The 25,125-nt window shown below is 74.8% G+C and carries 3 protein-coding genes; all 3 read right to left on the bottom strand.

The window, feature by feature from the left end; translation table 11 throughout:
• Nucleotides 1–23: 23 nt before the first annotated feature.
• From CP984_RS09655 to CP984_RS09645, 3 genes are read right to left on the bottom strand one after another with little or no spacing between them, the layout of a single operon-like run.
• A complete protein-coding gene (locus CP984_RS09655; protein WP_129820892.1) occupies nucleotides 24–12,041 on the bottom strand; it encodes a non-ribosomal peptide synthetase in 12,018 nt (4,005 codons plus the stop codon).
• Entirely contained in the window at nucleotides 12,038–20,434 is an 8,397-nt protein-coding gene (locus CP984_RS09650; RefSeq protein WP_050498885.1) for a non-ribosomal peptide synthetase, read from the bottom strand. The genes CP984_RS09655 and CP984_RS09650 overlap by 4 nt, the downstream gene beginning before the upstream one ends.
• Nucleotides 20,431–25,101: a condensation domain-containing protein gene (locus CP984_RS09645; RefSeq protein ID WP_003985914.1), complete on the bottom strand. Its 4,671-nt coding sequence runs from the start codon at nucleotides 25,099–25,101 to the stop codon at nucleotides 20,431–20,433. Before CP984_RS09645 ends, CP984_RS09650 begins: the two co-directional genes overlap by 4 nt.
• Nucleotides 25,102–25,125: the final 24 nt, after the last annotated feature.

The raw sequence follows: 25,125 nt of genomic DNA, 5'->3' as shown, positions 1-25,125 counted from the left end.
CCGCGTGCCGGACCCGGGGACGATCACCCCGCCGGGCGGACGTTCCCGGGACGGGGGAACGGCGCGTCGAGGTGGGGGATCGCGGTGAGGGACGTGGTGAGGCGGGTGTGTAGGCAGGCTGCGGTCTCGGGTGTGAACGTGTCTGCCGAGTAGATCAGTTGGCCTGTGATGCCGGCCGGGGCGTTGTCGGGGGTGCGTTGTTCGTGGAGTTCCAGGAGAAGGTCGAGTTCGGTGTGGGGGCGGTGGCCCGGGGCCAGGTGGACGGTCAGGGGTTCAGGCCAGTGAGGGGTGCTGGTGCTGGGGGGATGGTGCAGGTAGGTCATCGCCACCTGGAACAGGGGGTGGTGGGTTTCGGAACGGGGTGGGTTGAGGAGGGTCACCAGGTGGTCGAAGGGGAGGGATTGGTGTTCGTGGGCGGCCAGTAGGCGGTCGCGTACCTGGGTGATCAGGGTTCGGGGGGTGGGGGTGCCGGTGGTGCGGGTGCGCAGGACGACGGTGTTGATCAGGCACCCGATGAGGTTGTCGAGGTCGGGGGTGTCGCGGCCGCTGAGCGGGACGCCTACGGGGATGTCGTCGCCTGCGCCTGCTGCGGTGAGGGCGGCTGCGAAGGCTGCGTGTACGGCCATGTAGGTGGTGGCTGAGCACTGTCGGGCCGCGGTTTCCAGGGCGGTGTGGAGGTGGGGGGTGATGGTGAAGGGGAGGGTGGCGGCTTTCCCGGTGCGTGCGGGGTGGGAGGGGCGGTGGGTTCGGGGGAGGGGGAGTGGGGTGGGGAGGTTGGTGAGTTCTTGGGTCCAGTAGCGGGCTGCTGGGCTGTCGGGGTGGACCTCGTCCGCGGTGTGGTGGTGCCGGGTGAGGGTGTAGTCGGCGTATTGGGGGGCGGGGGCGGGCCAGGTGGGGGGCTGGCCTGCGGCTCGGGCCGTGTAGGCGGTGGCCAGGTCGCGGTGGAGAGGGGCGGCCGAGTGGCCGTCGAAGGCGATGTGGTGGATGGCCAGGAGGAGGGTGTGCCGCTTGGCGTCGTGGTCATGGAGGTATAGGCGGGCGCGGAGGGGGAGGTGGTGCTGGAGGTTGAAGGGGGTGGCCAGTTCGGTGGAGATGGCGGCGTTTAGGGCTGTGGTTAGGTCTGGGTCTTGGGTCGCGGTGAGGTCTGGGTTCAGGGCTGCGGTCAGGTCCGGGTCTTGGGCCGCGGTCAGGTTTGGGTTTAGGGCTGCGCTCAGGGCCGGGTCTGGGGTTGGAGCCCGGTCCGAGTCCAGGGGGACAGCCAGGTCTGAGCCCAGGGCTGCGTTCAGGGCCGCTTCCTTGTTGAGAGTGGTGGTGCGGAAGTCCAGGGGGGCGGTGTCGGCGGGGAGGATGCGTTGTTCCGGGCCGGTTTCGCCGTACGGGAAGACGGTGCGGAGGACTTCGTGGCGGGTGGTGAGGTCGGTGAGGGCCGCCTGTAGGGCGTCGGTGTCCAGGGGGCCTTCGAAGGTGAAGAGGAGGGCGCTGATGTAGTCGGGGCGTCCGTCGCCGAGGTAATTGATGGTCCAGAGGCGGGCTTGGGCCGGGGAGAGGGGGAGGGGGGTGGGAGTGGAGCGGGGGGACGGTGGGGTGGCTGGCAGGGGCTCGTCGGGGGTGAGAGCGGGCGCGTTGGGTGTGGCATTGGTGAGGCGGGATTCCAGGGCCAGGACTGTGGGGGCCTCGAAGAGGTCGCGTACGGAGATCGGGTGGTGCAGGGCTGCGCGGACCCGGCCGATCAGCCGGATGGCGGAGAGTGAATTGCCGCCGAGGGCGAAGAAGTTGTCCGTGGTGCCGACCGCTGTGTCCCGGTCCAGGGCTTCGCGGAAGATGGTGGCGAGGATTTCCTGGCGGGGGGTGCGGGGTTCGGTGGGCAGGGTGGTGCGGGGGGTGGGGAGGGCGGTCAGGTCGATCTTGCCGTTGGTGCCGAGGGGTAGGGCGTCGAGGGGGACGATGTCCGCGGGTACGAGGTGGCTGGGGAGGCGGGCGGTGAGGCGGGTACGCAGGGCGGTGATGTCCAGGCTCGCGGTTCCCGGGCCCGAGTTGTCCGGGCCCGGGCTGTCCGGACCCGAACCGTCGGGGCCGTTGGTTCCCGGGCCCGCGCTGTCCGGACCCGCTCCGTTGAGGTCGTCGGTTTCCGGACTCGCGCTGTCCGGGCCCGAACCGTCGGGGCCGTTGGTTCCTGGGCCCGTGCTGTCCGGGCCCGCTCCGTTGAGGTCGTCGGTTTCCGGACTCGCGCTGTCCGGGCCCGCCCCGTCCGGACCGTTGGTTCCCGGGTCCTCGCTGTCCGGGCCCGCTCCGTCGGGAGCTTTGGTTCCCGCGCGCCCGGTGTGTGTCACGTAGGCGATCAGGGCGCGGCCCGTCGCGCCGGTGCCGCGGACGGTCACGACGGCACCGGTCACCTCGGGATCGCGGCGCAGGGCGGCCTCGACCTCGCCGGGTTCGATCCGGAAGCCGTTGATCTTGACCTGGCGGTCCTGGCGGCCCAGGAAGCGCAGCCGGCCCTCGGTGTCCCACCGTCCCAGGTCGCCGGTGCGGTACATACGGCTGCCGGGCGGGCCGTACGGGTCGGCGACGAAGCGGGCCGCGGTGCGCGCGGGGGCGCGGTGGTAGCCGTTGGCGAGGCCCGCGCCGGCCAGGTAGATCTCGCCCGGTACGTCCCTGGGCACGGGGCGCAGGGCGGAATCGAGCAGGCGGACGCGGGTTCCCGTCAGGGGGTGGCCGATGGGGAGGGAAGGTTCAGCCGCTGCGAGCGGGCGTCCGTCAGCGGCGATGTCGTGGCCGAGGGAGAAGGTGGTGTTTTCCACGGGGCCGTAGAGGTTGGCCACGTGGAGGTGGGGGACGGCCCGGCGGGCGCGGCTGACGGCGGCCGGTGGGACGACGTCGCCGCCGGTGGAGATCCGGCGCAGGCCGTGCAGTGCGCCGGGGTCCTGGTCGGTGAGGACGTCGAAGAGGCCCGCGGTCAGCCATGCCGCGGTGACGCCGCCCGTCGTGATGATCCGCCGGTAGTCCCCGGGCTCGAGGTCGCCCGGTGGTGCCACCACCACGCGGCGCCCGGTGAGCAGCGGCATCCACAGCTCGTAGACGGTGGTGTCCCAGGAGTACGGGGAGTGGAAGAGCATCCGGTCGTGGTCGGGGCCGCGCCAGGCCGGGTCGCCCGCGCGCGCCAGGATGTTGCGGTGGGTGACCTCGACGCCCTTGGGTTCGCCGGAGGAGCCCGAGGTGAACATGACGCAGGCGACCGCGTCGGGGAGGAGCGGGGCCCGGAGGTCGGCGGGGCTTTCCGTACGCGTTGCCCGGGCTTCGAGGGTGGCGAGGGTCTCGTCGTCGAGGACGAGTGTGGTGCCGGTGTGGTCGAGGATCCAGCGGACACGTTCGGCGGGGAAGCTGCTGTGCAGCGGGACGCAGATGGCGCCCAGCTTGGCCAGGGCGAGGAAGACGACCGCCACCTCGGGTGAGCGGCGGAGGGCGACACCCACGGGTGTGCCAGCACCGACGCCAATCGATGAGCCAGGGCCGACGCCCACCGGTGTGCCGAGCCCGGTGCCCACCGGTGCGTCAGGCCGGACTCCGGAATCGGTGCTCACCGGTGTGTCAGGCCCGGTGCCGGAGCCGGTGCCCACCGGTGTGTCAGGCCCGGCGCCGAGCCCGGTGCCCACCGGTGCGTCAGGCCGGACTCCGGAATCGGTGCCCACCGGCGCGTCAGGCCCGACGCCGGAATCGGTGCTCACCGGCGCGTCCAACCTCACGCCCCCGCGGGCCAGATGCCGCGCCAGCCGATTGGCCCGGCGGTTGAGCGTGCCGTAGCTGACCTGCTTGCCCTCGTACCAGAGCGCCACACGCCCCGGGTGGGCGGCCGCCACGGCTTCAAAGGCGGAGGCGAGGGACACCCCGCCCGGTGCCGGGTCGGCACTCTCGCCCACCGGGGCGACACCCTCGCCCACCGGGTCGGCACTCTCGCCCACCGGGGCAGCACCCTCGCCCACCGAGATGACCCCTTCCCCATACCGAGGCCGCCGTGCAGGCCCCCCGACCCCCAGGCCAAGAACTTCCGACTCCCGCTCCGCGGGCAGCAGTCGGACACGGCCCGCGAGGCGGTCCTCGCCCTGGTCGGCGAGCGCCGCGCAGGCGGCCAGCAGCCGTTCGCGGAGAACATCGGCTCCGCCGCACCAGGCGAGTGCGGCCGGGCGGACGGTGAGCCGGAAGGTGAGGCGGCCGTCGCGGGGGAGCACCACGAGGGCCACGGGGTAGTGCGTACCGTCGTGTACGTCGATGCTGCCGACCCGGATTCCGGCGGCCGGCGCTGCCAACTCGTCCGCGTCGAGCGGATAGTTCTCGAAGACCACGGCCGTGTCGAAGAGGGAGCCGGTGCCCGCCTCCTCCTCGATGGCCGCGAGGCCCAGGTGGTCGTGGTCCCACAGGCCCGCGCGGTCCTGCTGGATCTGCCGGGCGAGGCCGGACAGCGGGGTGCCGGGGCGTAGCCGTACGCGTAGGGGGACGGTGGTGAGGAGCAGGCCGACCAGGCGTTCCGCGTCCGGGAGGGTGGCCGGGCGGTCGGCGACGGTGATGCCGAAGACGATGTCGTCCTGCCCGGTGAGGTGGGCGAGCAGCAGGGACCAGGCGGTCTGGACGACGGTGTTGAGGGTGACGCCCCACTCGGCAGCCCGCGCCGCCAGCCCCTCCGCGACCGCGTCGGGCAGCGTGAACGTATGACACCGGGCACTTTCCTCAAAGGGCTCCCGTGCGTCCCCCGAGTCCCCTGCGTCCCGCCCCGAGTCCCCTGCGTCCCGGCCACCCTGCCCGTCCCGCCCCTCCCGACCGATCCGGGTCGGCACGCAGTCCGTCAGCGCCGCGCGCCAGGCGGCACGGGCGGCTCCGGCGTCCCGCTGGGTCAGCAGGCGCAGGTAGGCGCTGTACGGGGGAGCCGGCGCGAGCGGGGTGCCCTCGTACAGGGCGAAGAGTTCCTTCAGGACGCGCGGCACCGACCAGCCGTCGAGCAGCACGTGGTGGTGCGTGAAGACCAGCTGCCAGCGGTCCTCGGACAGTCGCAGGAGGCTGAAGCGAAGGAGCGGTGGTACGTCGGGGGTGAAGGGGCGGTGGTCCTCCTGCGCGAGCTCCGCCGCCCGCACCTCTCGCACCGGTTCGGGCAGGTCGGTGATGTCGGTGAGGTCGACTGTGCGCCATGGCACCTCGACGGCGGACGGTACGGCCAGCATGGGCCGGTGCGCGCCGTCGTCGGCCAGGAAGGCGCCGCCGAGGTGCGGGTATCGCCGCAGCAGGGCCTCGGCGGCGGTACGGAGTCGGTCGGCGGCGAGGGGGCCGGTGAGGTCGAGGGTGAGTTGGACGAGGTAGGGGTCGGGGTGGGCGGCGGACGCTTCGGCCCCACCCGTCCCCTCAGACCCGCTCGCCGCGCCTACTCCACTCGCCGCCCCCACCCCGTACAACGTATGGAAGAGCAGCCCCGTCTGGAGCGGGGAGAGCGGGAGCAGGTCGGCGAGTTCGCCGTGGGTGGCTTCCAGGGCGGCCAGCCGGGCGGGCTCCACGCGGACCAGCGGGAAGTCCGACGGCGTCCGCCGGGACAGTTCCGCCGGTGCGTCACGGTGTCGTACGTAAGAGGTCAGTACGGTGTGCCAGGAGTCGGCCAGCGCGCGGACCGATTCGGCGTCCAGAACCCCGTCCGGCCAGGTCCACACCGTGCGCATGCAGGGGCCGTCCGGGCCCTGTTCCACGAAGATGTCGACGGAGAGTGCGTGGGCGACCGGCAGTGCGGGGTCCGCCTCGCCGCGGAAGCTGCCCGGTTCCAGTTCCCAGTCGCCCGGCTCCTGGGTGTCGAAACGGCCCAGGTAGTTGAAGGCGATTCCGGCGCCGGGAAGGTTCTCCAGCCGTCCTCCGGGGCGGCGGAGCAGGCCGTGGCCCGCGCCGCGGTGGGGGATGGTGCGCAGGTGGTCGGCGATGTGCCGGGCGGCGCGGGCCAGCCCGGCGCCCGTCGTCCGCATGGCGTCCCAGTTCTCGGCGCGGGCGTCCAGCAGTACCGGATGCAGCACGGTGAACCAGCCGACGGTTCGTGAGACGTCCAGGTCAGGGGCCTGGCCATCTTCGTACGGCCGGTCCTGTCCGGCCAGTTCGCCCAGGTCGATGTCCCGCCCGTGGCCCTCGATGTCCACGAGCACCGGCCCGCCCGAGGCGTTGCCCGGCCACCGGTGCAGCGCCATGGACAGGGCGGCCAGCAGCACGTCGCGGGTCGCCGTGCGGAAGGCGTCCGGGACCTCGGCGAGCAGGGGCGCGGTGTCGTCGGTGCCGAGCACCGTGCTGAGCGATTCGGTGGTGGCGACGGTGTCCCGCGCCGGGTCGAGCGGGCGGCTGCCGACCGGACCGCCGGCGCGGGCGGCCAGGGCCCGCCACCACTCCGCCTCCGCCTGGAGGCGCGGGGACTCGGCTGCCGATCGCAGGGCCAAGGCCCAGGACCGCAACGGTACGGGTACGGGCGGTAGTTCGGCCCGCCCTCCGCGTACGGCCGCGGTGTGCGCCGCCGCCAGGTCGGGCAGCAGGATGCGCCAGGAAACGCCGTCCACCGCGAAGTGGTGTACGACCAGCAGCAGTCGGCCTTCGTCCGGGGCGTCGAGCCAGACGGCCTGGAGCAGCACGCCGGACGCCGGGTCCAGCCGCCTGCGTGCCTCGCGGCGCTGTTCGTCGATCAGCCGGTCCAGCCCGGCCCGGTCGGTGATGCCCTCGCGGGCGGGGGAGACGCGGTGCAGCAGGGCGTCCGCGCGTACGGCGCCCGGCGGCCGGACCTCGAAGCGCCACGGCGTCTCCGCAGGGCCGCTCCACCGCAGCCGCAACGCGTCGTGGTGGTCGAGCAGTTGTTGCAGGGCCGCTCGCAGGGTGCCGATCGTAGCCGTACGGGGCAGCCGGCACACCACGGACTGCGCGAAGCCGTCCACCGGGCCGCCGAGCGAGGCGAGCCAGTCCATGATCGGGGTGCCGGGCAGCTCGCCGAGGGCCTGGTGCCCGGTGCCTTCCGGAGCGGCGGCGGGGACGGCCCGGTCGGCCGCCGTGGCGAGGGCGCGCACGCTCTGGTGGGTGAAGACGTCCTTGGGGCTGATCAGTACGCCGCCGGCGCGGGCCCGGGTGACCAACTGGACGGCGAGGATGCTGTCGCCGCCGAGCTGGAAGAAGCTGATGTCGGGGTCGATCTGGGCTCGGCCCAGGAGGGAGCGGAAGAGGGCAGAGAGGAGTTCTTCGGTGGCGGAGGCGGAGGGGGCCTCCCAGGCGGTCGATGCGGATGGGATCGGGGCCGACGGAGTGGTGGGGGCTGGAGCCTCCGGAGCGGCGGGGACCGGTGCCGACGGAGCGGCAGGGACCGGTGCCGACGGAGTGGCGGGGGCCGGTGCCGATCCCGGCACACGCAGCGTCCCCACCTCCTCCGCCTCCACCACCATGATCGTCCCGTACGGCCGTTCCGGCTCCTCCAGCACGCCCCGCACCAGCCGTTCCAGCGCGCGCACCAGCAGCGCGGCCGTCTCCTGGCGGAAGGCGTCGGCGGCGTATTCGAGGGTGCCCTCGATGCGGCCGTCACCGCACTCCGTGAACTCGAAGAGCAGCGTGAACTTGGCCATCGCCCGGTCCAGGGGGAGCGGGGCGCAGTCGAGGCCGGGCAGTCGCAGCGTGGTCCGCTGCCGTCCATGCATGGTGATCATGGTCTGGAAGAGTGGGTGGCGGCCCAGTGCGCGGGGCGGGTTGACCGCCTCCACCACCCGGTCGAACGGTGCCTCGTGCGCGAACGCCCGGATATCGGCCGCGCGGACACGGTCGAGGACGGCGGCGAAGCCGGGGCCGCCGGACAGATCGGTGCGCAGGACGAGGGTCTGGGCGAAGAAGCCGACCAGGTTGTCGAGCGACGGGTCGGCGCGGCCCGCCGTGACCGTGCCCACCGCGATGTCCGTCCCCGCGCCCAGCCTGCTGAGCAGGCACGCCACGGCGGCGTGCAGGGCCATGAAGGTCGTCGCCCCGCGCGCCGCGGCGAGCTGGGTGAGGCGGGTGCCGAGGGTGGCGTCGAGCGCGAAGGTCACCGTGCCGCCGGGGTGGGCGGGTACTTCGGGCAGGCGGTGATCCGTCGGGAGGGGGAGCTCCGCCGGTGCGCCGCGCAACGCCTCGCGCCAGTGCGCGAGTTCGGCCGACAGGGGGCTGTCCGGATCGTCCTCGCTGCCCAGCGTGCCGCGCTGCCACAGCGTGAAGTCGGCGTACTGCAAGGGCAGGCGCGGCAGCGCCGGGGCGTGCCCGGCCGACCGCGCCCCGTACGCGGCGGCCAGATCGCCGAGCAGGGGGCGCAGCGCGTGCTCGTCGGCGGCGATGTGGTGGACGACGAGCAGCAGGACGTGGGTGTCGGGGGCCAGGGTGAAGAGCACCACGCGCCACGGGACTTCGGCCAGCAGGTCGAAGGGCGCGCGGGCGTGGGCGGACAGCGCGGCGGGCAGCTCGTCCTCGTCCGTCGGCAGGACGGTGAAGGGTGCGTCGGGGGCTTCCAGAATGTGCTGGCAGGGCTCGCCGTCGGTGTCGGGGAAGACGGTACGCAGGCTCTCGTGGCGGTTCTGTACGTCGGCGACCGCGGCCCGCAGCGCCTCGATGTCCAGCGGCCCGGAGAGCCGGGCGGCGAGCGGGATGTGGTACGTCGACTCCTGGCCGCCGAGCCGGTGCAGGAACCACAGGCTGCGCTGGGCGTACGAGGCGGGAATGCGCGCCGGGCGCGGACCGGCGGCCGGACGGAGCGGGGCCGCCTCCCGGGTCCCGGCAGCCCCGGATTCCGTGCCGTCGATCAGCGCCGCCATCCCGGCGACCGTCGGATGCTGGAAGAGGTCGCGTACCGAGACCGTCGCGGGGATCTCCGCGCACAGCCGCATGACGAGCCGGTTGGCCAGCAGTGAATCGCCGCCCAGGGCGAAGAAGTTCGCGTCTGCGCCGAAGGACTGCGTGTGCGGCAGATCGGTACCTGCCCCCGGCACCTCCCCGGCCGCCGCCCCCAGCACCTCCCCGAACAGCCGGTGTACGGCCGTCTCCAGCTCCCCCGATGGCGCGCGCCCGGCACCCGGGCCCGTCACCGGCCCTTCCGTGGCGAGGCGGCGCAGCGCCCGCTCGTCCAGCTTGCCGTTCACGGACAGCGGGAACGCGTCCACCACGACGAACGCGGACGGCACCATGTGGCCGGGCAGGACCCGCGCCGCCCGGCGCGCCACGTCGCCCGGTTCCGTCGGGGCGCCGTCCGGCACCAGATAGGCGACGAGGCGGCGGTCGCCCGGTCCGTACGTCGTGGCGAGGACGGCGGCGTCCGCGATGCCGGGCAGCTCCGCCAGCCGGGCCTCGATCTCGCCGGGCTCGATCCGGAACCCGCGGATCTTCACCTGCCGGTCGGCGCGCCCGAGGTACTCCAGGCTTCCGTCGGCCCGCCGCCGCGCCAGGTCACCGCTGCGGTACAGGCGGCTGCCGGGCGGGCCGTACGGGTCGGCGACGAACCGCTGGGCGGTCAGCCCCGGGCGGTGGAGGTAGCCGAGGGTCACGCCGGGCCCGCCGACGTACATCTCCGCCGGTACGCCCGGCGGCACCGGGCGCAGCGCGGCGTCCAGCAGGTGTACCCGCAGGTCGGGCAGCGGCCTGCCGATGCCGGCGACGGCGCCGGCGGCCGTTGAGGAGTCCAGCGGCCCGTCGGTGACGTGCACGGTGGTCTCGGTGATGCCGTACATGTTGACCAGGTGGGGCGCGTCGTCCGCGTGCCGGGTGTACCAGCCGGCCAGCCGCCAGGGCTCCAGCGCCTCGCCGCCGAAGACGACATGGCGCAACCGCAGTCGGGCGCCCACCTCCGGGCGTGCCGCGTCGGCCTCGGCGAGCTGGGTGAACGCCGACGGCGTCTGGTTGAGTACGGTCACCCGCTCGGCCACCAGCAGGTCCAGGAACTCGGCGGGGGAGCGGGTGATGTCCTCGGGCACCACCACCAGCCGGGCGCCGTGCGCGAGGGCGCCCCAGATCTCCCAGACCGAGAAGTCGAAGGCGTAGGAGTGGAAGAGCGTCCAGGTGTCCGTGTGGTCGAAGCCGAAGCGGGCGGTGCTGTGGGTGAGCAGGCGGGCCACGTTGTGGTGGGTGACCATCACGCCCTTGGGGCGGCCGGTCGAGCCTGAGGTGTAGATGACGTAGGCGGGGTCGGCGGGGCGGGGCGTATGGCGCAGGCCGTCCACGCTGCCCGCCGGGGCTTCGGCGTCCGGCCGGATCAGCGGGAGGTCGCGCGCCTCCGGGGCCCCTGGCGCGCCTGGACCGCCCGGCGCACCCGGCCCGCCCGGCCGCCGGTCCGCGATCACCAGCGCCGGAGCCGCGTCGGCCAGTATCGAGGTCAGCCGGTCCGGCGGGGACGCGGGGTCGAGCGGGAGGTACGCGGCACCGGTCCGCAGTACGGCGAGGAGGGCCACCACCAGGTCCGTCGACCGGGGCAGCGCCACCGCCACCAGCCGGCCGGGCCCCGCGCCCGCGGCGCGCAAGGCGCGGGCCAGCCGTTCCGCGCGGGCGTCGAGCGCGGCGTAGGACAGTCGGTCCTCGCCGCAGACCACCGCTGTCGCGTCGGGCCTGGCGGCGATCTGCCGCGCTACGAGGCTGACGAGGGTGTCGGAGGAGGCCGCAGGAGTGCTGCCAGGGGGCGCGGGCGTTTCTGCCGATCCCGACGAGCCGGTACGCAACGCACCGACCCGGGTCCCCTCCGGGCACTCCGCCACGGCCGTCACCAGCTCCAGCAATCGCCCCAACTGCCCTGCCGCGTCGGCCGGCCCGTAGCGGCGTCCGCCCGCGTCCACGTCGACGCGCAGGTCCGGTTCGCCGTTGTGGTAGACGCCGAGGGTGAAGCCGTCGGTCAGGCCGGGGGAGATCTCGTGGACGGTGGCCGCGATGCCGCCGAAGTCCAGGTCGCGGTCCATCGACATCATGTTGAGCCGCGGGCCGACGATCCGGTGCTCGTCGAGGAGGGCGGAGGCGTCGCGGAGCATGTCCTCCAGGCGGTAGCGCTGGTGGCGCAGGATGTCCCGGGTCTCCGTCGCCACGGCCCGTACCAGGCTCTCGACGGACGCCGCCGGGTCGACGCGCACCCGTAGCGGCAGCACGTTGGAGACCGTGCCCAACGCCTCCCGGCGCAGGCGGCCGTTGCGTGCCGGTACCGCCAGGCCGAGCACGATGTCGCGCTGCCCGGTGTCGGCGTGCAGTGCCAGGGCGGCCGCCGCCGAGAAGACGGACGGCCAGCGCTCGCCCCACGCCTCGGCCCGTTCCCGTACCCGCGCCCAGTGTCCGCGCTCCAGCCGCGCGCTGTGCCGCAGATGCTCCGCCGCGTCCGGCGCGACCGGACCGGCGGAGAAGTGGGGCGCCTCCCCGGCACCGGTCAGCCGCTCCGCCCAGAAGGCGGCGTCGCTCCGGAAGCGGTCCGAGCGGCGGTACGCGCGGTCCTCGGCGACCAGGGTGTCCAGCGAGTCGAACCGGCCCCCGGGCAGCGGTTCGCCCGCGCACAGCGCCGTGTACGCGGCGGCGACGCGGCGGATGAGGGCCGCCATGGCCACGCCGTCCACCAGCAGATGGTGCATTTTGATGCACCACAGGTACTCCGTCGCGCCGGTCCTGATCAGGTGGTGGTCGAAGGGCGGCGCGGCGGTGAGGTCGTACGGGACGTCGTACAGCGCGGCGATGTGCCGCTGCGCCGCGGCGGACGGGTCGGGGTGGCTGCTGAGGTCTACCCGGTGCGGCGGGCGGCCGGCGGCGTCCGGGTCGAGGATCTGGATGATGCCCTCCGACGTCCGCGCGAAGCGCACCAGCAGCGATTCGCTGTCGGCCATGGCCGCGCGCAACGCCTTCTCGAAGCACCCTTCGTCCAGGGCCCCGTGCAGCTGGACGTACTGCCCGACGTTGTAGCGCCGCCCGGTGGTGTCGAGTTCGTGGCCGAACCAGATGCCGGACTGGGCGGCGGTCAGCGGCCACCGCCGCTCCGCCGTGCCCCTCCCGCGCTGGGCCGCACGGTCCGTCCCCTCCGTCATGGCGTCCGGTTCCTCTCGTGCGTGGCGTGCGGTTCGCGGGTGCGCAGCTCGGTGGTCAGGATGCGGCCGATCTCGGCGAGCGCGGCGGGGCTGCCCAGGTCGGGGTGGGCGAAGTCGCTGTGGTGCACCGTGACGCGGCCCTCGGTGACGTACGGGGTCCACAGCTCGGGGGTGAGCGCGGGGACCGGGTCCGGCACGTCCCGGCGGGCGGCGACGAAGAGCAGGTCGCCGGCGAACTTCGCGGGGCGGAAGTCCGCGGCCAGGGCGACGTTGTTGCGGTAGACCCTGCCCATGGCGAGCAGCTGCTCGGCGCGGATGCCGGAGAGCGGGTTGTCGGCGGTCCGGACGATCTCCAGGAACCGTTCCGGGGTGAGTTCGTCGGTGGTCGTCCAGGCGCCGGGACCCTGCGTACCGGCGGGCAGCCCGGCGTAGTCCAGGAGCGCGCCGTACAGCGCGCGCTCGCTGCCGAAGGCGTCGGCCGGCGGCAGCCCGGGGGCATCGGCCATGACGTACGCGTCGAGCAGCGCCAGCAGGCGAACCGTTTCGCCCTGCTCCTGGAGGGCGGTCGCCATGGCGTGCGCGACCATTCCGCCGTACGACCAGCCGAGCAGGTCGTACGGTCCGGTGGGGGCCACCGTACGGATCTCGGCGAGATAGTCGGCGGCCATCTCCTGGACCGAGCGCGGCAGTTGACCGTTGCCGTCCAGGCCGCGGCACTGCAACGCGTACAAGGGGCGCTCGCTGCCCAGGTGCCGCATCAGGGCGGCGTACATCCAGCCGATCCCGCCCGCCGGGTGTACGCAGAACAGCGGCGGCGGGCCGTCCGGGGCGCGGACGGGGCGGAGCGGGAGCAGGACATCGAAGGCCAACGGGCGCTGATCGTCCGTGCCGAGGTGTCCGGCGAGCGTGGCGACGGTCGGCGCGGCGTACACCACCGAGGTGTCCACCCGCCCGGCCCCCGCCGTCTCCAGCCGCCGGGCCAGCCGGGTGGCGAGCAGCGAGTGACCGCCCAGGTCGAAGAAGTTGTCGTCGATGCCGACCGACGGCAGGCCGAGGACTTCGGCGAACACCGCGCACAGGCGGCGCTCCTGCGCGGTGCGCGGCTCCCGCCCGGCGGTGCCCGTGGAAAGCTCCGGGTCGGGCAGCGCGGCGTGGTCGGTCTTGCCGTTGGGGGTACGGGGCAGCGCGGGCAGTACGACGACGGTGGCGGGCACGGCGTACTCCGGCAGCGTGCCGCGCAGGGCGTCCAGCAGGGTGCCGGGCAGCCGGGCGAGTCCGGCCGCGACGGCGGGGTCGTGCACGGCCTCCGGACCGGCGTCCCGGTCTGCGGGACGGTGGACGTCCCGGAATCGTTCGGCGCAGTCCCCCGGGGCCCCGGGCACCAGCACCGCGTCGAACTCGCCCTCGGCGGCGGACGGCGTCGCCAGCACCCGGTAGCCGAGCCCCGAGCCCAGGTCGGCCAGGTCCTCCGGGTGGACGCCCGGTCCGGCCGGCGGGGCGGCGAGCGCACCCACCCGGGTGCCGGGCGGCGCGGACACCAGGGCGTCGAGCAGCGCCGTGTCGGTGGCGAGCCGGGCGTCCGGAATGCCGGACACCCGTACGGGCATCGGGGCCGCCGCCGCGCGCAGCAGCGCCGCCAGTTCCTCCGGCGTGCGCACGTCGGTGCCCCACCGCAGCTCGATGGCGTCGCCGACGGGCACCACCCGGGCGTCGGAGCCCTTGTGGAGCACCACGTCGTAGCGGTACCGGGTGAGTTCGTTGTCGCGACGGCCCCGCTTGAGGCGGACATCGGCCCCGGCCCACCCGTCCAGGGTGCCGAAGAACTCCGGTGCCACGGCCAGCTCTTCATCGAGGAGCGTGCGCCGCCCGGCGGCGAGCAGGACGGCGGACACCGGGGCGGTGGGGGCCGCCGCGGCGCGTTCCGCCGCGGTGAACAGCCGGTCGCGCAGCCGGGCGTCGCGGACATCGCCGAGGAACAGCGCGCCGCCCGGCGCCAGCAGCTCCCGCGCGCCCTCGATGACGCGCAGCAGATAGGCCCGCGACGGGAAGTACTGGATCACCGAGTTCAGCACGACCACGTCGAACGCGCCGGGCTCCAGGCCGCAGAAGTCGTGTGCCGCCTGGTGCCGCACCTCGGTCCGGGCCGCCAGTTCCGGACTGCGGGCGAGGTCGGCCCGCAGCCCCTCGACGGCGGGCAGCGAGAAGTCGGTGGCCACGTAGCGGTCGCAGTGCGGCGCGACCCCGGACAGGATCAGGCCGTTTCCGGCGCCGATCTCCAGTACGCGGGACGGCCGCAGTTCGCGGATCCGCCGTACGGTGGCCGTCCGCCACTCCCGCATCTCCTCGGTGGGGATGGGCGCGCCGTCGTACGTGCTCTGCCAGCCCGAGAAGTCCGCCGCGAAGGGCTCGCGCGGCGCGGGCGGGGCCTCCTGGGTGCGCAGGTCCGCGTAGACGGATTCCCACTCCCGGATCAGCTCCGCCTCGGTGGCGGCCCCGGTTGCCGCGGCCTCCAGGCGCTGCCGCTCCGGTACGACGTACGCCACGAGCCGGATGTCGTCCGGCGCCGCGGCCCACGGCCGTACCGCCGCGCCCGCCACGGCGGGGTGCCGCGCCAGCGCAGCCTCGATCTCGCCCGGCTCCACGCGGAAGCCGCGTACCTTGACCTGCCGGTCGGTGCGGCCGAGGAACTCCAGCTGCCCGTCGGCGTTCCACCGGGCCGTGTCCCCGGTGCGGTACATCCGGCCGCCGTCGGACGCGAACGGGTCGGCCACGAAGCGCTCGGCGGTCAGCGCCGCCTGCCCGAGGTAGCCCCGGGCCAGGGCGGCTCCGCCGAGGTACACCTCGCCCGGACGGCCGGGGCCGACGGGGCGCAGCGCGGTGTCGAGCAGGTGGACCACCGTCCCGTCGACCGGGCGGCCGACGGGCGCCCCGGCGCCGGGCGGAAGGGCCTCGGTGGTCGTCGCCGCGACCGTGGCCTCGGTCGGACCGTACGCGTTGACCAGGGGGTGGTGTTCCGCCCACCGCGCGGCCAGCCCGGCGGGCAGTACCTCGCCGCCGCACCGGATCAGCGTGCCCGGAGGCAGGCTCTCGCCGGGGGTCAGGACGGCGAGGACGGAGGGCGACAGGCAGACGCCGGTGATCCGTTCCCGGTGGACCAGGTCCGTCAGCGCACGGCCGGGCCGCAGCCGGTCCCTGGGCGCCAGCACCAGGGTCGCGCCGCTGGTCAGCGTCTCGAAGAAGTCGATCAGGCCCGCGTCGAACCCGGGCGAGGCGAACTGCAGGACGCGGCTCCCCGGCCCGGCGCCGATCGCCGGGACCGTACTGCGCAGCACCCCGGGCAGCCCGCCGTGCGGCACCACGACTCCCTTGGGACGGCCACTGCTGCCCGAGGTGTGGATCAGATAGGCGGGGTGGTCCGGGAGCAGCGGGGCGGTCCGGGCGCCGTCGTCCAGCGGACCGGCGGGCCGGGCGGCGATGGCCGCCGCCGTCACGGCGTCGTCGAGGACGAGGGTCGCGATGCCGTCGAGCGGGGCCGCCGCGGCGTGATCCCGGTCGGTGATCACGAGGATCGGGCGCGCGTCGTCCAGCAGCAGCCGCAGCCGCTCGTCGGGGTGGTCCGGATCGAGGGGTACGACGGCGGCGCCCGCCTTGAGCACCGCCGGCAGGGCCACGGCCAGTTCGGGCGACCGCGGCAGCAGCAGCCCGACGTAGCTCTCGGGACCGGCGCCGCGGGCGACCAGCTCGCGGGCGGTGCGGTTGGCGCGGGCGTGCAGGTCGGCGTAGCTCAGCTCGGTGCCGGGATCGTTGCCGTCCGGATCGCCGGCCCACCGTACGGCCGGAGCGTCCGGTGTACGGGCGGCCTGTGCTTCCAGCAGCGCGGTGACGGTGGTCCGGGGCGTGGTGCGGGCGGCGCCCCGGTAGGCGGCCACCGCGGCGTGCTCGTCCGCGTCGAGCAGGTCGAGTGAGGCGAGCGGGGTGTCCGGTGCCGTGACGAGGGTGGTGAGCAGCCGCAGCAGCCGGGCCAGCATGCGGTCGACGCTCTCGCGGGTGAACACGTCCGGCCGGTAGAGGAAGTTGAACTCCAGCCGCCCGTCGCGGGGGATCGCCATCAGCGACAGCGGGTAGTGCCCGGCGGTCTCGCTCGTGGCGCCGGTGATCTCGACCCCCGGCAGGGCCGCGCGCTGGTCCCCGGAGGTCGGGAAGTTCTCGTACACGAGGGCGGTGTCGAACAGTTCGTCGGCGCCGACCGCCCGCTGGATGTCGGTGAGGCTCACATGATGGTGGGCCAGCAGCCGCGACTGCTCCTGCTGGACGCGCCGCAGCAGGGCGCCCAGCGTCTCGTCCGGCACGGTCCGTATCCGTACCGGCAGGGCGTTGATGAGGAAGCCGACCATCGACTCCACGCCGGGCACGTCGGGCGACCGCCCGGAGACGATCGTCCCGAAGAGCACGTCCGGGCGTCCGGTCCACTCCGCGAGCAGCAGGCCCCAGCAGCACTGGAGCAGCGTGTTGACGGTGACGCCGTGCCGGGCCGCGAACTCCGTCACGGCCTCGGACCGCTCCCGCGTCAGGATGTGTTCGAGACGGGTGGGCCACATCGACGTACGGTGCAGTCCCGACGGGGCCAGCAGCGTCGGCCGCGGCACGCCGCCGTCCCCGGCGCCCAGCGCCTCGCACCACACACGGAGCGAGGATTGCCGGTCCTGGCTGTGCAGCCAGTCGAGGTAGTCGCGGTACGGGGTGGGCGCGGGGACCTCTTGCGGCGCGCGGTAGAGGGCGAACAGCTCCGGCAGGAACAGCTGGTTGGACCAGCCGTCGAGCAGGATGTGGTGGGCGGTGACGTGCAGCCGGTAGCGGTCCGCGCCCAGCCGCAGCAGGGTGAAGCGGATCAGCGGCGGGTCGGCCGGGTCGAAGCGGGTGCGCCGCCCCTCCTCGTTGATCCGGTCGGCCTCGGCCCGCTGCCGCGCCTCGGGCAGCCCGGAGAGGTCCACCTCCGTGAAGTCCGCGCCGCGCTCCGGAACGACCTGGACGGCGCGGCCGGACGGCAGCTGCACGAAGCCGGACCGCAGGTTGGGGTGGCGGTGGCACAGCAGGTCGCAGGCACGGCGCAGGGCGGCGGCGTCGAGGTCACCGGTCATGTCCAGCGTCATCTGCATGACATAGGCGTCCTCGCCGTCCCGGTCGTACCGGCCGTGGAATAGCAGCCCCTCCTGGAGCGGGGTGAGCGGCAGGACCTCGGAGAGGGTGGGGTAGCGCCGCGCCAGCCAGTCGCGCTCCTGGGCGTCGAGGGTGACCAGCGGCTCCCGCGGCGGGTCCGGGACCGGCGCTTCGGGTGCCTCTGCGGCTACGGAGGTGTGCCGTGGGCCGGGCGTGTGCGGGACGGCGACCCCGGCCAGCCCCGCCGGGGTCTTGTGCTCGAAGACGTCCTCGGGCTGGATCACCCAGCCCGCCTCGCGCGCCCGCCGGACGAGCTTGATCGACCGGATGCTGTCGCCGCCGACCGCGAAGAAGCTGTCGTGCGGGCCGACTTCGGCCCGGCCCAGCACCTGGGCGAAGACCTGCCGCAGGGTGTCCACGGCGGAGGCCGGTTCCCCGGGGCCGTCGGTGCCGCCGGTGGCGGGCAGCGCCGCCGCCCGCGCCTGGAGGGCCGGCCGGTCGGTCTTGCCGTTCGGGTTGAGCGGCAGCGCGTCGACGAAGACGACCGCGTCCGGGACCAGGGGAGCGGGCAGGTCGGCGGCCAGCCGTTCGCGGACCGCCGCCGGATCGGGCCGGTGCCCCTCGGCCGCGACCGCGAACGCGGTCAGCCGCCGGTCGCCCTCGCCGTCGTCGGTCGCCACCACCGCGGCGGCGGCCGCCTCGGGCAGCGCGGCCAGCCGGGCCTCGACCTCGCCCAGCTCGACGCGGTGGCCGTGCACCTTGACCTGGTGGTCGGTGCGGCCGATGAATTCCAGCTGCCCGTCGTCGCTCCACCGGGCCAGGTCGCCCGTACGGTACATACGGCCGCCCGGCGGCCCGAAGGGGTCCGCGAGGAACCGCTCCGCGGTCAGCCCCGGCCGGCCCGCGTAACCGCGCGCCAGATGGTCACCGGCCAGGTACAGCTCACCGGTGTGCCCCACCGGCACCGGCCGCAGCGCCGCGTCCAGCACATGGCAGCGGACGTTGGTGACGGGCCTGCCGATGGGCGGCGGCGTGGGGTCGTCCGGCCGCTGGGGCGGGCAGCTCCAGGACGTGGCGTAGACGGTGACCTCGGTCGGCCCGTAGATGTTGTGGACCGTCGCCCCGGGGGAGCGCCGCCGCACCTCGCGGACCAGCTCGGCGGAGAGCGGCTCGCCGCAGAAGACATAGTGGTCGGCGCGTTCGCGCACCCACTCGGCGGCGATCACCTTCCGGTACACCGACGGCACGGTGTTGATCAGAGTGCCGGACCAGTCCGGGACGGTGAGCAGGGACAGCAGGTTGCCGACCAGCTCCACGCTGCCGCCGGTCATCAGCGGGACGAGGATCTCGAAGACCGACATGTCGAAGCTGAGCGAGGTCGCGCCGAGCACCCGCGCGAACGCCTCCGGCCCCAGCGTGTCGGCCGACCAGCGGGCGAAGTTGTGCACGGCGCGGTGGGTGACGACGACGCCCTTGGGCCGCCCGGTCGAGCCGGACGTGTAGATGACGTAGGCGGCGTTGCCGGGCCGTACGGAGAGAGCCGGCGGCGGACTGCCGGTGGCGGGCGCGTCGAGGAGCACGGCGGGCGGGGCGCCGTCGGGCAGGTGCCGCGCCTGCTCCGTGGTGGTCAGGACGGCCCGGGGCCGCGCGTCGTCGAGCAGGAAGGCGATGCGGCCCGCCGGGTACGCGGGATCGACGGGCAGGTACGCCGCACCGGCCAGCAGCACCCCCAGCACGGCGGTGACCATGTCCGGCGTACGGGGCAGCAGGACGGCCACCAGGTCCTCGGGGCCGATGCCCTGCTGACGGAGCCGGCCGGCGAGCCGGGTGGCGCGCTCGTTCAGCTCGGCGTAGGTGAGCGTGCCGTCCCGGCCGTGTACCGCCACCGCGTCGGGAGTGCGGCGGACGACCGCCGCGAACTCCGCGGTCACCGTCGAGTCCGGCACGTCCCGTGCGGTGGCGTTGAACTCGGCCTCCACACGCCGCAGTTCTTCCGGAGCGGCGAGGTCGAACCGGCCCACCGGGACGTCCGGCGCGGCCACCAGCCGTGCCAGCAGCCGGGGCAGCCGGTGCCCGGCCCCGCGATCGTCGGGCGAGGCGCCCTCCCGTACCTCCAGGCGCCAGTCCCCGTCGGCCGTCTCCCGGGCCCGCACCGAAAGCCCCTCGCCGGGCGCGCCCCAGGTGCGGACGACGGTGCCGGTGCTCCCGGTGGCCGGTTCGAAGGCGGCGACCGCGCCGTAGCCGGCCGGTGCGCTCCACGGCAGGTCGGCGTCGGCGAGGAACCGGTGCCGCCGGGCGCGGCGCAGGGCGGCCCCGGCCCGCCGGGTGACCTGCGCGAAGGTCAGGTCCGGGGTGACGGTGATCCGTACCGGGACCAGGGTCGCGCCGCCGGGGCCCGCCGGCGTCGTCCAGTGGCCGAGCACCAGGTCGCGGGAGCCCGTACGGCGGTGGGTGTGGACGGCGAGCGCGGCGAGCAGCACGGCCGCCGGGCCGCCGCCGCTGCGCCGCGCGGCCCGCGCGAGGTCGGCGGGGGCGGCTCCGAGCGAGGCGAGGTGACCGGCGCTTCCTGCCGCAGGGGCGGGTGCGCCGTGCGGGGCGGGCAGCACCGCCGGTGCCGGGCCGGGGACGTCCGCCAGCAGCTCGCGCCAGTACCGGTGGTCGGCCGCGCGGCCGGGCGAGCGCCGGTACGCGTCCTCCTCGGTGAGCCGGTCGGCAGGCGCGGCCAGGGGGAGTGGCGGCGCCGATTCCCCGGCGGCCACCGCGGCACAGTGCTCACCCACCCGCGCGGTGAACGCGGCCATGCCCGCCTCGTCGAGAACCAGCCGGTGGAAGCGCTGGAACCAGCCGAGCCGCCCGCCGGGCAGCAGGAACAGGGCCACGCGGTGGGCCGGGCCGGTGAACGGGTCGAGAGGGCGCGCGAGTTCGGCGTCGATCCACGTCGTGACCGCGGGTTCCCCGGCATCCGGGCCGGTACGGACATCGACCTCGATGACGCCGGGCGCCGTGCCCGGGTCCGGCAGGGGGCTTTGCGCCGGCCCGTCCGCCTCCCACCGGAACACCACGCGCAGAGCCGCGCACTCGTCCACGGCGCGGCGCAGAGCCTCGCGCAGGACCTCCGGACGTACCGACTCCGCGACGTGGAGGTACTGCGCCAGGCAGTCGGCCGCCCGGTCCCGGCCGTCCAGCAGAACGGCGTGCTGCGCCGCGGTCAGCGGCAGCGGAACAGAAGTGGTCATGGGGTCCTCGTTCCGGTGGCCGGGGCGTCGGATGGTGGGGCGCCGGTGGCCGGGTCCTCGTCCAGACAGTCGGGTGCCACGTCGTGGACCGGCAGGTCCGGCGCGGCCAGCAGGCCGGCGAGCAGCCGCCGGAGGCCGGCGGCCAGCCCGGCGGCGGTGGCGGGATCGAACAGCTCGGGCGCGTAGGCCAGCGCCAGGACCGGGCCGGTGGCGCTGTTGTCGGTGCCGCTGTCGTCGGTGCGCCAGGAGAGGGCCAGTTCGGCCGCGTCGACCTCGGTGCGGGGGGTGTCGCCGGGCGGCTGGGGGCCGTCGCAGCGCACCCGTAGGCCCGGCGTTCGTTCGTCACCGGTCAGGGCCGACAGCGCCTCTCCCACCTCGGCGAGCAGTGAGCCGAACCCCGGCTCGTCACCCAGATCGACCGTCAGCGGACCGGCGGGCGTCCCCAGCGACACTTCGTCCTGCCCGCACACCCAGGCCAGCAGCACGGTCCAGCCGGTGATCAGCGCGAGGTGCAGGGGGTCGTGGTGCGGTGGCGCGCCGTCGGGCCCGCGGCGGGACGCGAAGGCGGCCAGTTCGCCGGCCAGTTCCGCGCCGAGCGGTGCCTCGACCGTGGCGCTCGGCACGGGCAGTGGGCCGTCGGGGCGACGGGGCCGGTCCGTGGGCACCAGCAGCTCGTCGGCGGGTGCCGGTACGGCCTCCGGGGCCGGGGCCAGCAGCGCGGACAACCGGCACCCGCCCGACCCCGGCGCCGCCAGCCGGCGCAGCAGCGCCATGTACTCCTCGACCAGCCCGGCCGCCGTCCCTGCCGTGAACAGCTGGGTGCTGAACTCCAGGCAGGCGTCCATCGCCGCGTCGCCCGCGCGGTCCGAGGTGACCAGCGTCAGGTCGAACTTCGCGGTGCCCTCCGGCATCCCGCCGAAGCGGTTGACGGGCGAGCTGTCCACGTCGAAGTACCCGACCGAGGCGCCGTCCATCTGCTGGATCGGCGGGAGGTCCTGGTGCACGTAGAACACGTCGAACAGCGGGGCGCGGCCGAGGTCGCGCTCCCCGCCCAGCGCGTGCACCACCCGGTCGAACGGGATCTCCTGGTGTTCCATGGCCTCCGCGACGACGGCCCGTACGCCGTGCAGCACCTCCCGCAGCTCCGGGTCGCCGGACAGATCGGCGCGCAGGGCGACCGTACTGTTGAAGAAGCCGATCAGATCCCGTAGCTCGCCGCGGTTGCGGCCGGTGGTCGGGGTGCCGACGATCAGGTCGCGCTGTCCGCTGCGGCGGGCCAGCAGCAGGTACAGGGCGGCCAGCAGCACCACGAACAGGGTGACCGACTCGCGGGCCGCCAGGTCCCGCAGCGCCCGCATGTCCGCGGCGGGCACGGAGAACGTGTGGAGCGCGCCCGCGAAGTCCTTGCGCGCCGGGCGCGGGTGGTCGGTCGGCAGCTCCAGCACGGGGGCGTTGTCCAACTGCCGCTTCCAATAATCCAGTTCGTCGTCGAGCGCGGCGGACCGCAGCAGGTCGCGCTGCCAGCGCGCGTAGTCGCGGTACTGGACGGGCAGCGGCGCGAGGCGCGGCGGGCGGCCCTCGCGGTGCGCCGCGTACAGCTCCGGCAGTTCACGCGCGAAGACCGCCGGGGAACCGCCGTCGTTGACGGCGTGGTGCATGGTCACCTGGATGACGTGCTCCTCCGGGGCCAGCCGTACGACCAGCACCCGTACCAGCGGGTCGGCGGCCAGGTCGAAGCGGTGCTCCGCCGCCTCGCGCACCAGCTCGCGGGCCGCGGCGGCCGGGTCGGGAGCGGTCCGCACATCGGCGTACCGGAAGAAGTCGCCGAGCTCCGGGCGTATCCGGAGCTCGGGCGCCCCGTCCACCTCCACGAAGTTGGAGCGCAGCACTTCGTGGCGGGCGGCCAGGCCCTCCCACATGCCGCGCACCGCGGCCACGTCGACCGGGCCGCGGACGTGGCTGACCATCGGCAGGTTGTAGAGCGTGGTGTCCTTGTCGAGCTGGTGGTGGAACCACATCCGCTCCTGGCCGAAGGACATCACCGGATCGGACCGGGGCACCACCGGGGGCAGCGGCGCGGCGGTGGGCCCCGCCGTTCCGGCGGTCGCGCCGGTGAGCAGGCCGGCGAACGCGGCGACCGTGGGGTGCTCGTACACGTCCAGCAGCTTCGGCCGGAAGCCGTAGCGCGCCTCGACCCGTTCGATGAGCTGAAGGGCGATGATCGAGTTCCCGCCGAGCGCGAAGTAGTCGGTGTCGGCGGTGATCTCGCCCTCGGTGCCGAGCAGTTCGGTGAAGACGGTACGGAGCCAGTCGGCCGCGTCACCGGGCTGCGCGGCGGGCTCGGCGCGCTCCGGGGCACGGCGGGTCGGCACCACGGGCGCCGCTTCCGCGACCGGCGGCGGACTCGTCCAGCACTGGGCCGGGATCATCGGATGCCCCGGCAGCCGCAACCGGCGCGCGGGCCGGTCCGCTGCCCCGTCCGCGCGCGCGGAGAGCGCGTTCACCGCGGACCATTCGAGATCCAGCCCGCGCTCGTAGAGCCTGCCGAGCACCCCCGGCAGGCCGCCGTCCGCGTCGGCCACCAGCACCTCGGCGCCTTCCCGCCCGGACAGGTGCGGCGTGAGCAGGGCGCCGAGTTCGCCGTCGGGCGCGGGCTCCACGAAGACCACCGCGCCGTCCGCCGACAGTCGGTCCGCCACCGCGCGCAGCTTCCCGGCATCCACCGGCTGTACGGCGGTATCGGCGTCCGGCGGCAACTGCTCCGGCCCGGTCAGCTCGCCGCGCAACTGTCGCGCCAGGTAGTGCGACGCGCCGCCGCTGAGTACGGCGTCGAACCGCACCCCGCAGCGGGTCAGCGCACGGTGCGCTGCCAACTGACCGGCGAGGTAGCCATGGCGCGCCGCCAGCGGTTCCAGCGCGGCGGGCAGCGGCTCGGGCTCCACTCCCGTGGGCCGGGCCCCGGGCGACAGCAGCAGGACGACCTTGGGTGCCGCGGGCCCGGCGACGCCTGCGGCCCGGTCAGCGGCGTACGGCATCGCGGCCTGACGCTCCGCCCGTTCGGCGAGCCGCCGGGCCAGCTCCTCGGTGTCCCGGGCCGGTACGGCGATGCGGTGCTCGTAGTGGTCGCGTCCGCTGTTGAGGGTGAGGGCCACGTCGGCCAGGCGCGGGCGGCCGTCGCGTAGAGCCCCCACCATGCGGTCGCACAGCGTGGCCAGCGCGTCCCGGCTCCGGGCCGACACCGCGACCAGCGTCGCCGCCCCACGGCCGCCTGCCATCGGCTCGTCCCCGACTGCCACCCGATCGCCTTCGGCCGCCACCGGCTCCGGCCCGTCCGTGTCCCGCTCGCCCCACTCCGGCGGCTGCTGCACCACACAGTGCGCGTTGACGCCGACGAGGCTGAACGAGCTGACCCCGGCGAGCCTGTGCCCGTCCTGCCCGTCCCGACTCCGGTCCGGCCACGGGCGCGCCCCGGTGACCACCTCCAGACCGGCGGCTTGGAGATCGACGCCGCCGGTGGCCCGGGTGAAGTGCAGCGACGGGTACAGCTCGCCGTATCGGACGCTGAGCACCGCCTTCACCAGGCCCGCGATACCGGCGGCGTGGTCGAGATGACCGATGTTCGTCTTCACCGAGCCGATCGGGAGGCGCGGGGGCCGGGTGGCGGCGTCGTCGCCCCCGTCCGCGCGGCGGGAGGCGAACGCGGTGGTCAGCCCCTCCAGTTCGACCGCGTCGCCGAGCCGGGTGCCCGAACCGTGCGCCTCCAGGTATCCGGCGTCGGCCGGATCGGCACCGGCCGAGCGCCAGGCCCGCGCGATCACCCGCGCCTGCGCCGCGGCGCTCGGTGTGCTGAGGGTGGCGGCGGCCCGCCCGTTGTGCAGTACGGCACTGCCCCGCAGCACCGCGTGTACGGGTGCGCCGTCCGCGCGGGCCCGCCCCAGCGTGGTCAGCAGCAGCACCGCCCCGCCCTCGCCGGACACCGTGCCGTCCGCGTCGGCGTCGAAGGCCCGGCAGCGCCCGGAGGGGGACACCAGCTCGTCCAGCCCCGCGGCCTCTCGCGCGGGCAGCGCGCCGCAGCGGACGCTGACGCCGCCCGCGAGGGCGTACTCGGCGTCACCGGCCGCCAGTTCGCGGCTCGCGTGGTGGACGGCGATCAGCGAACTGTTGCAGCCGGTGTCGATCGCGTAGCACGGTCCGGCCAGCCCCAGGACGTGGGCGATGCGCGCGGGCAGGCCGAAGGAGACGTTGCCCAGCGAGCTGAGCGCCCCCGGCTCGGCGGCGGGCGCGCCGTAACTGGAGACGGCGGAGCTCAGGACGACGGCCACCGCGTGGTCCCGCAGGCCCGCCGTCGCGTATCCGGCGTCCTCCACCGCCTCCTGCGCGAGCACCAGGGCGAGCCGCTGCTGCGGGTCCATGAGGGACGCCTCACGGCGCGAGAAGCCGAAGAAGGCGTGGTCGAAGCCGGTGATGTCGGCGAGGTGCCCCATGGGCAGGTAGTCGGCGGCGGGGTCCAGCCCGGTCGCCGCCGCGCGGGCCGGAGGGAGCGGGCCCACGGAGTCCCGCCCCGCGCGGAGGTTGGCGCGGAACCGCGCCAGGTCGTCCGCGTCGGGCAGGCGCAGGCCGATGCCGACCACGGCGATGTCGTCGGCCCGCGCAGGACGGCTCGTCATGTGCTTTCCCCCTGTAGTGCCGAT

The organism is Streptomyces rimosus (genome assembly GCF_008704655.1).
Lineage (GTDB): Bacteria > Actinomycetota > Actinomycetes > Streptomycetales > Streptomycetaceae > Streptomyces > Streptomyces rimosus.
The sequence above is the reverse complement of the archived record's forward strand: the minus strand, read 5'-3'. Positions and strand labels throughout refer to the sequence as shown.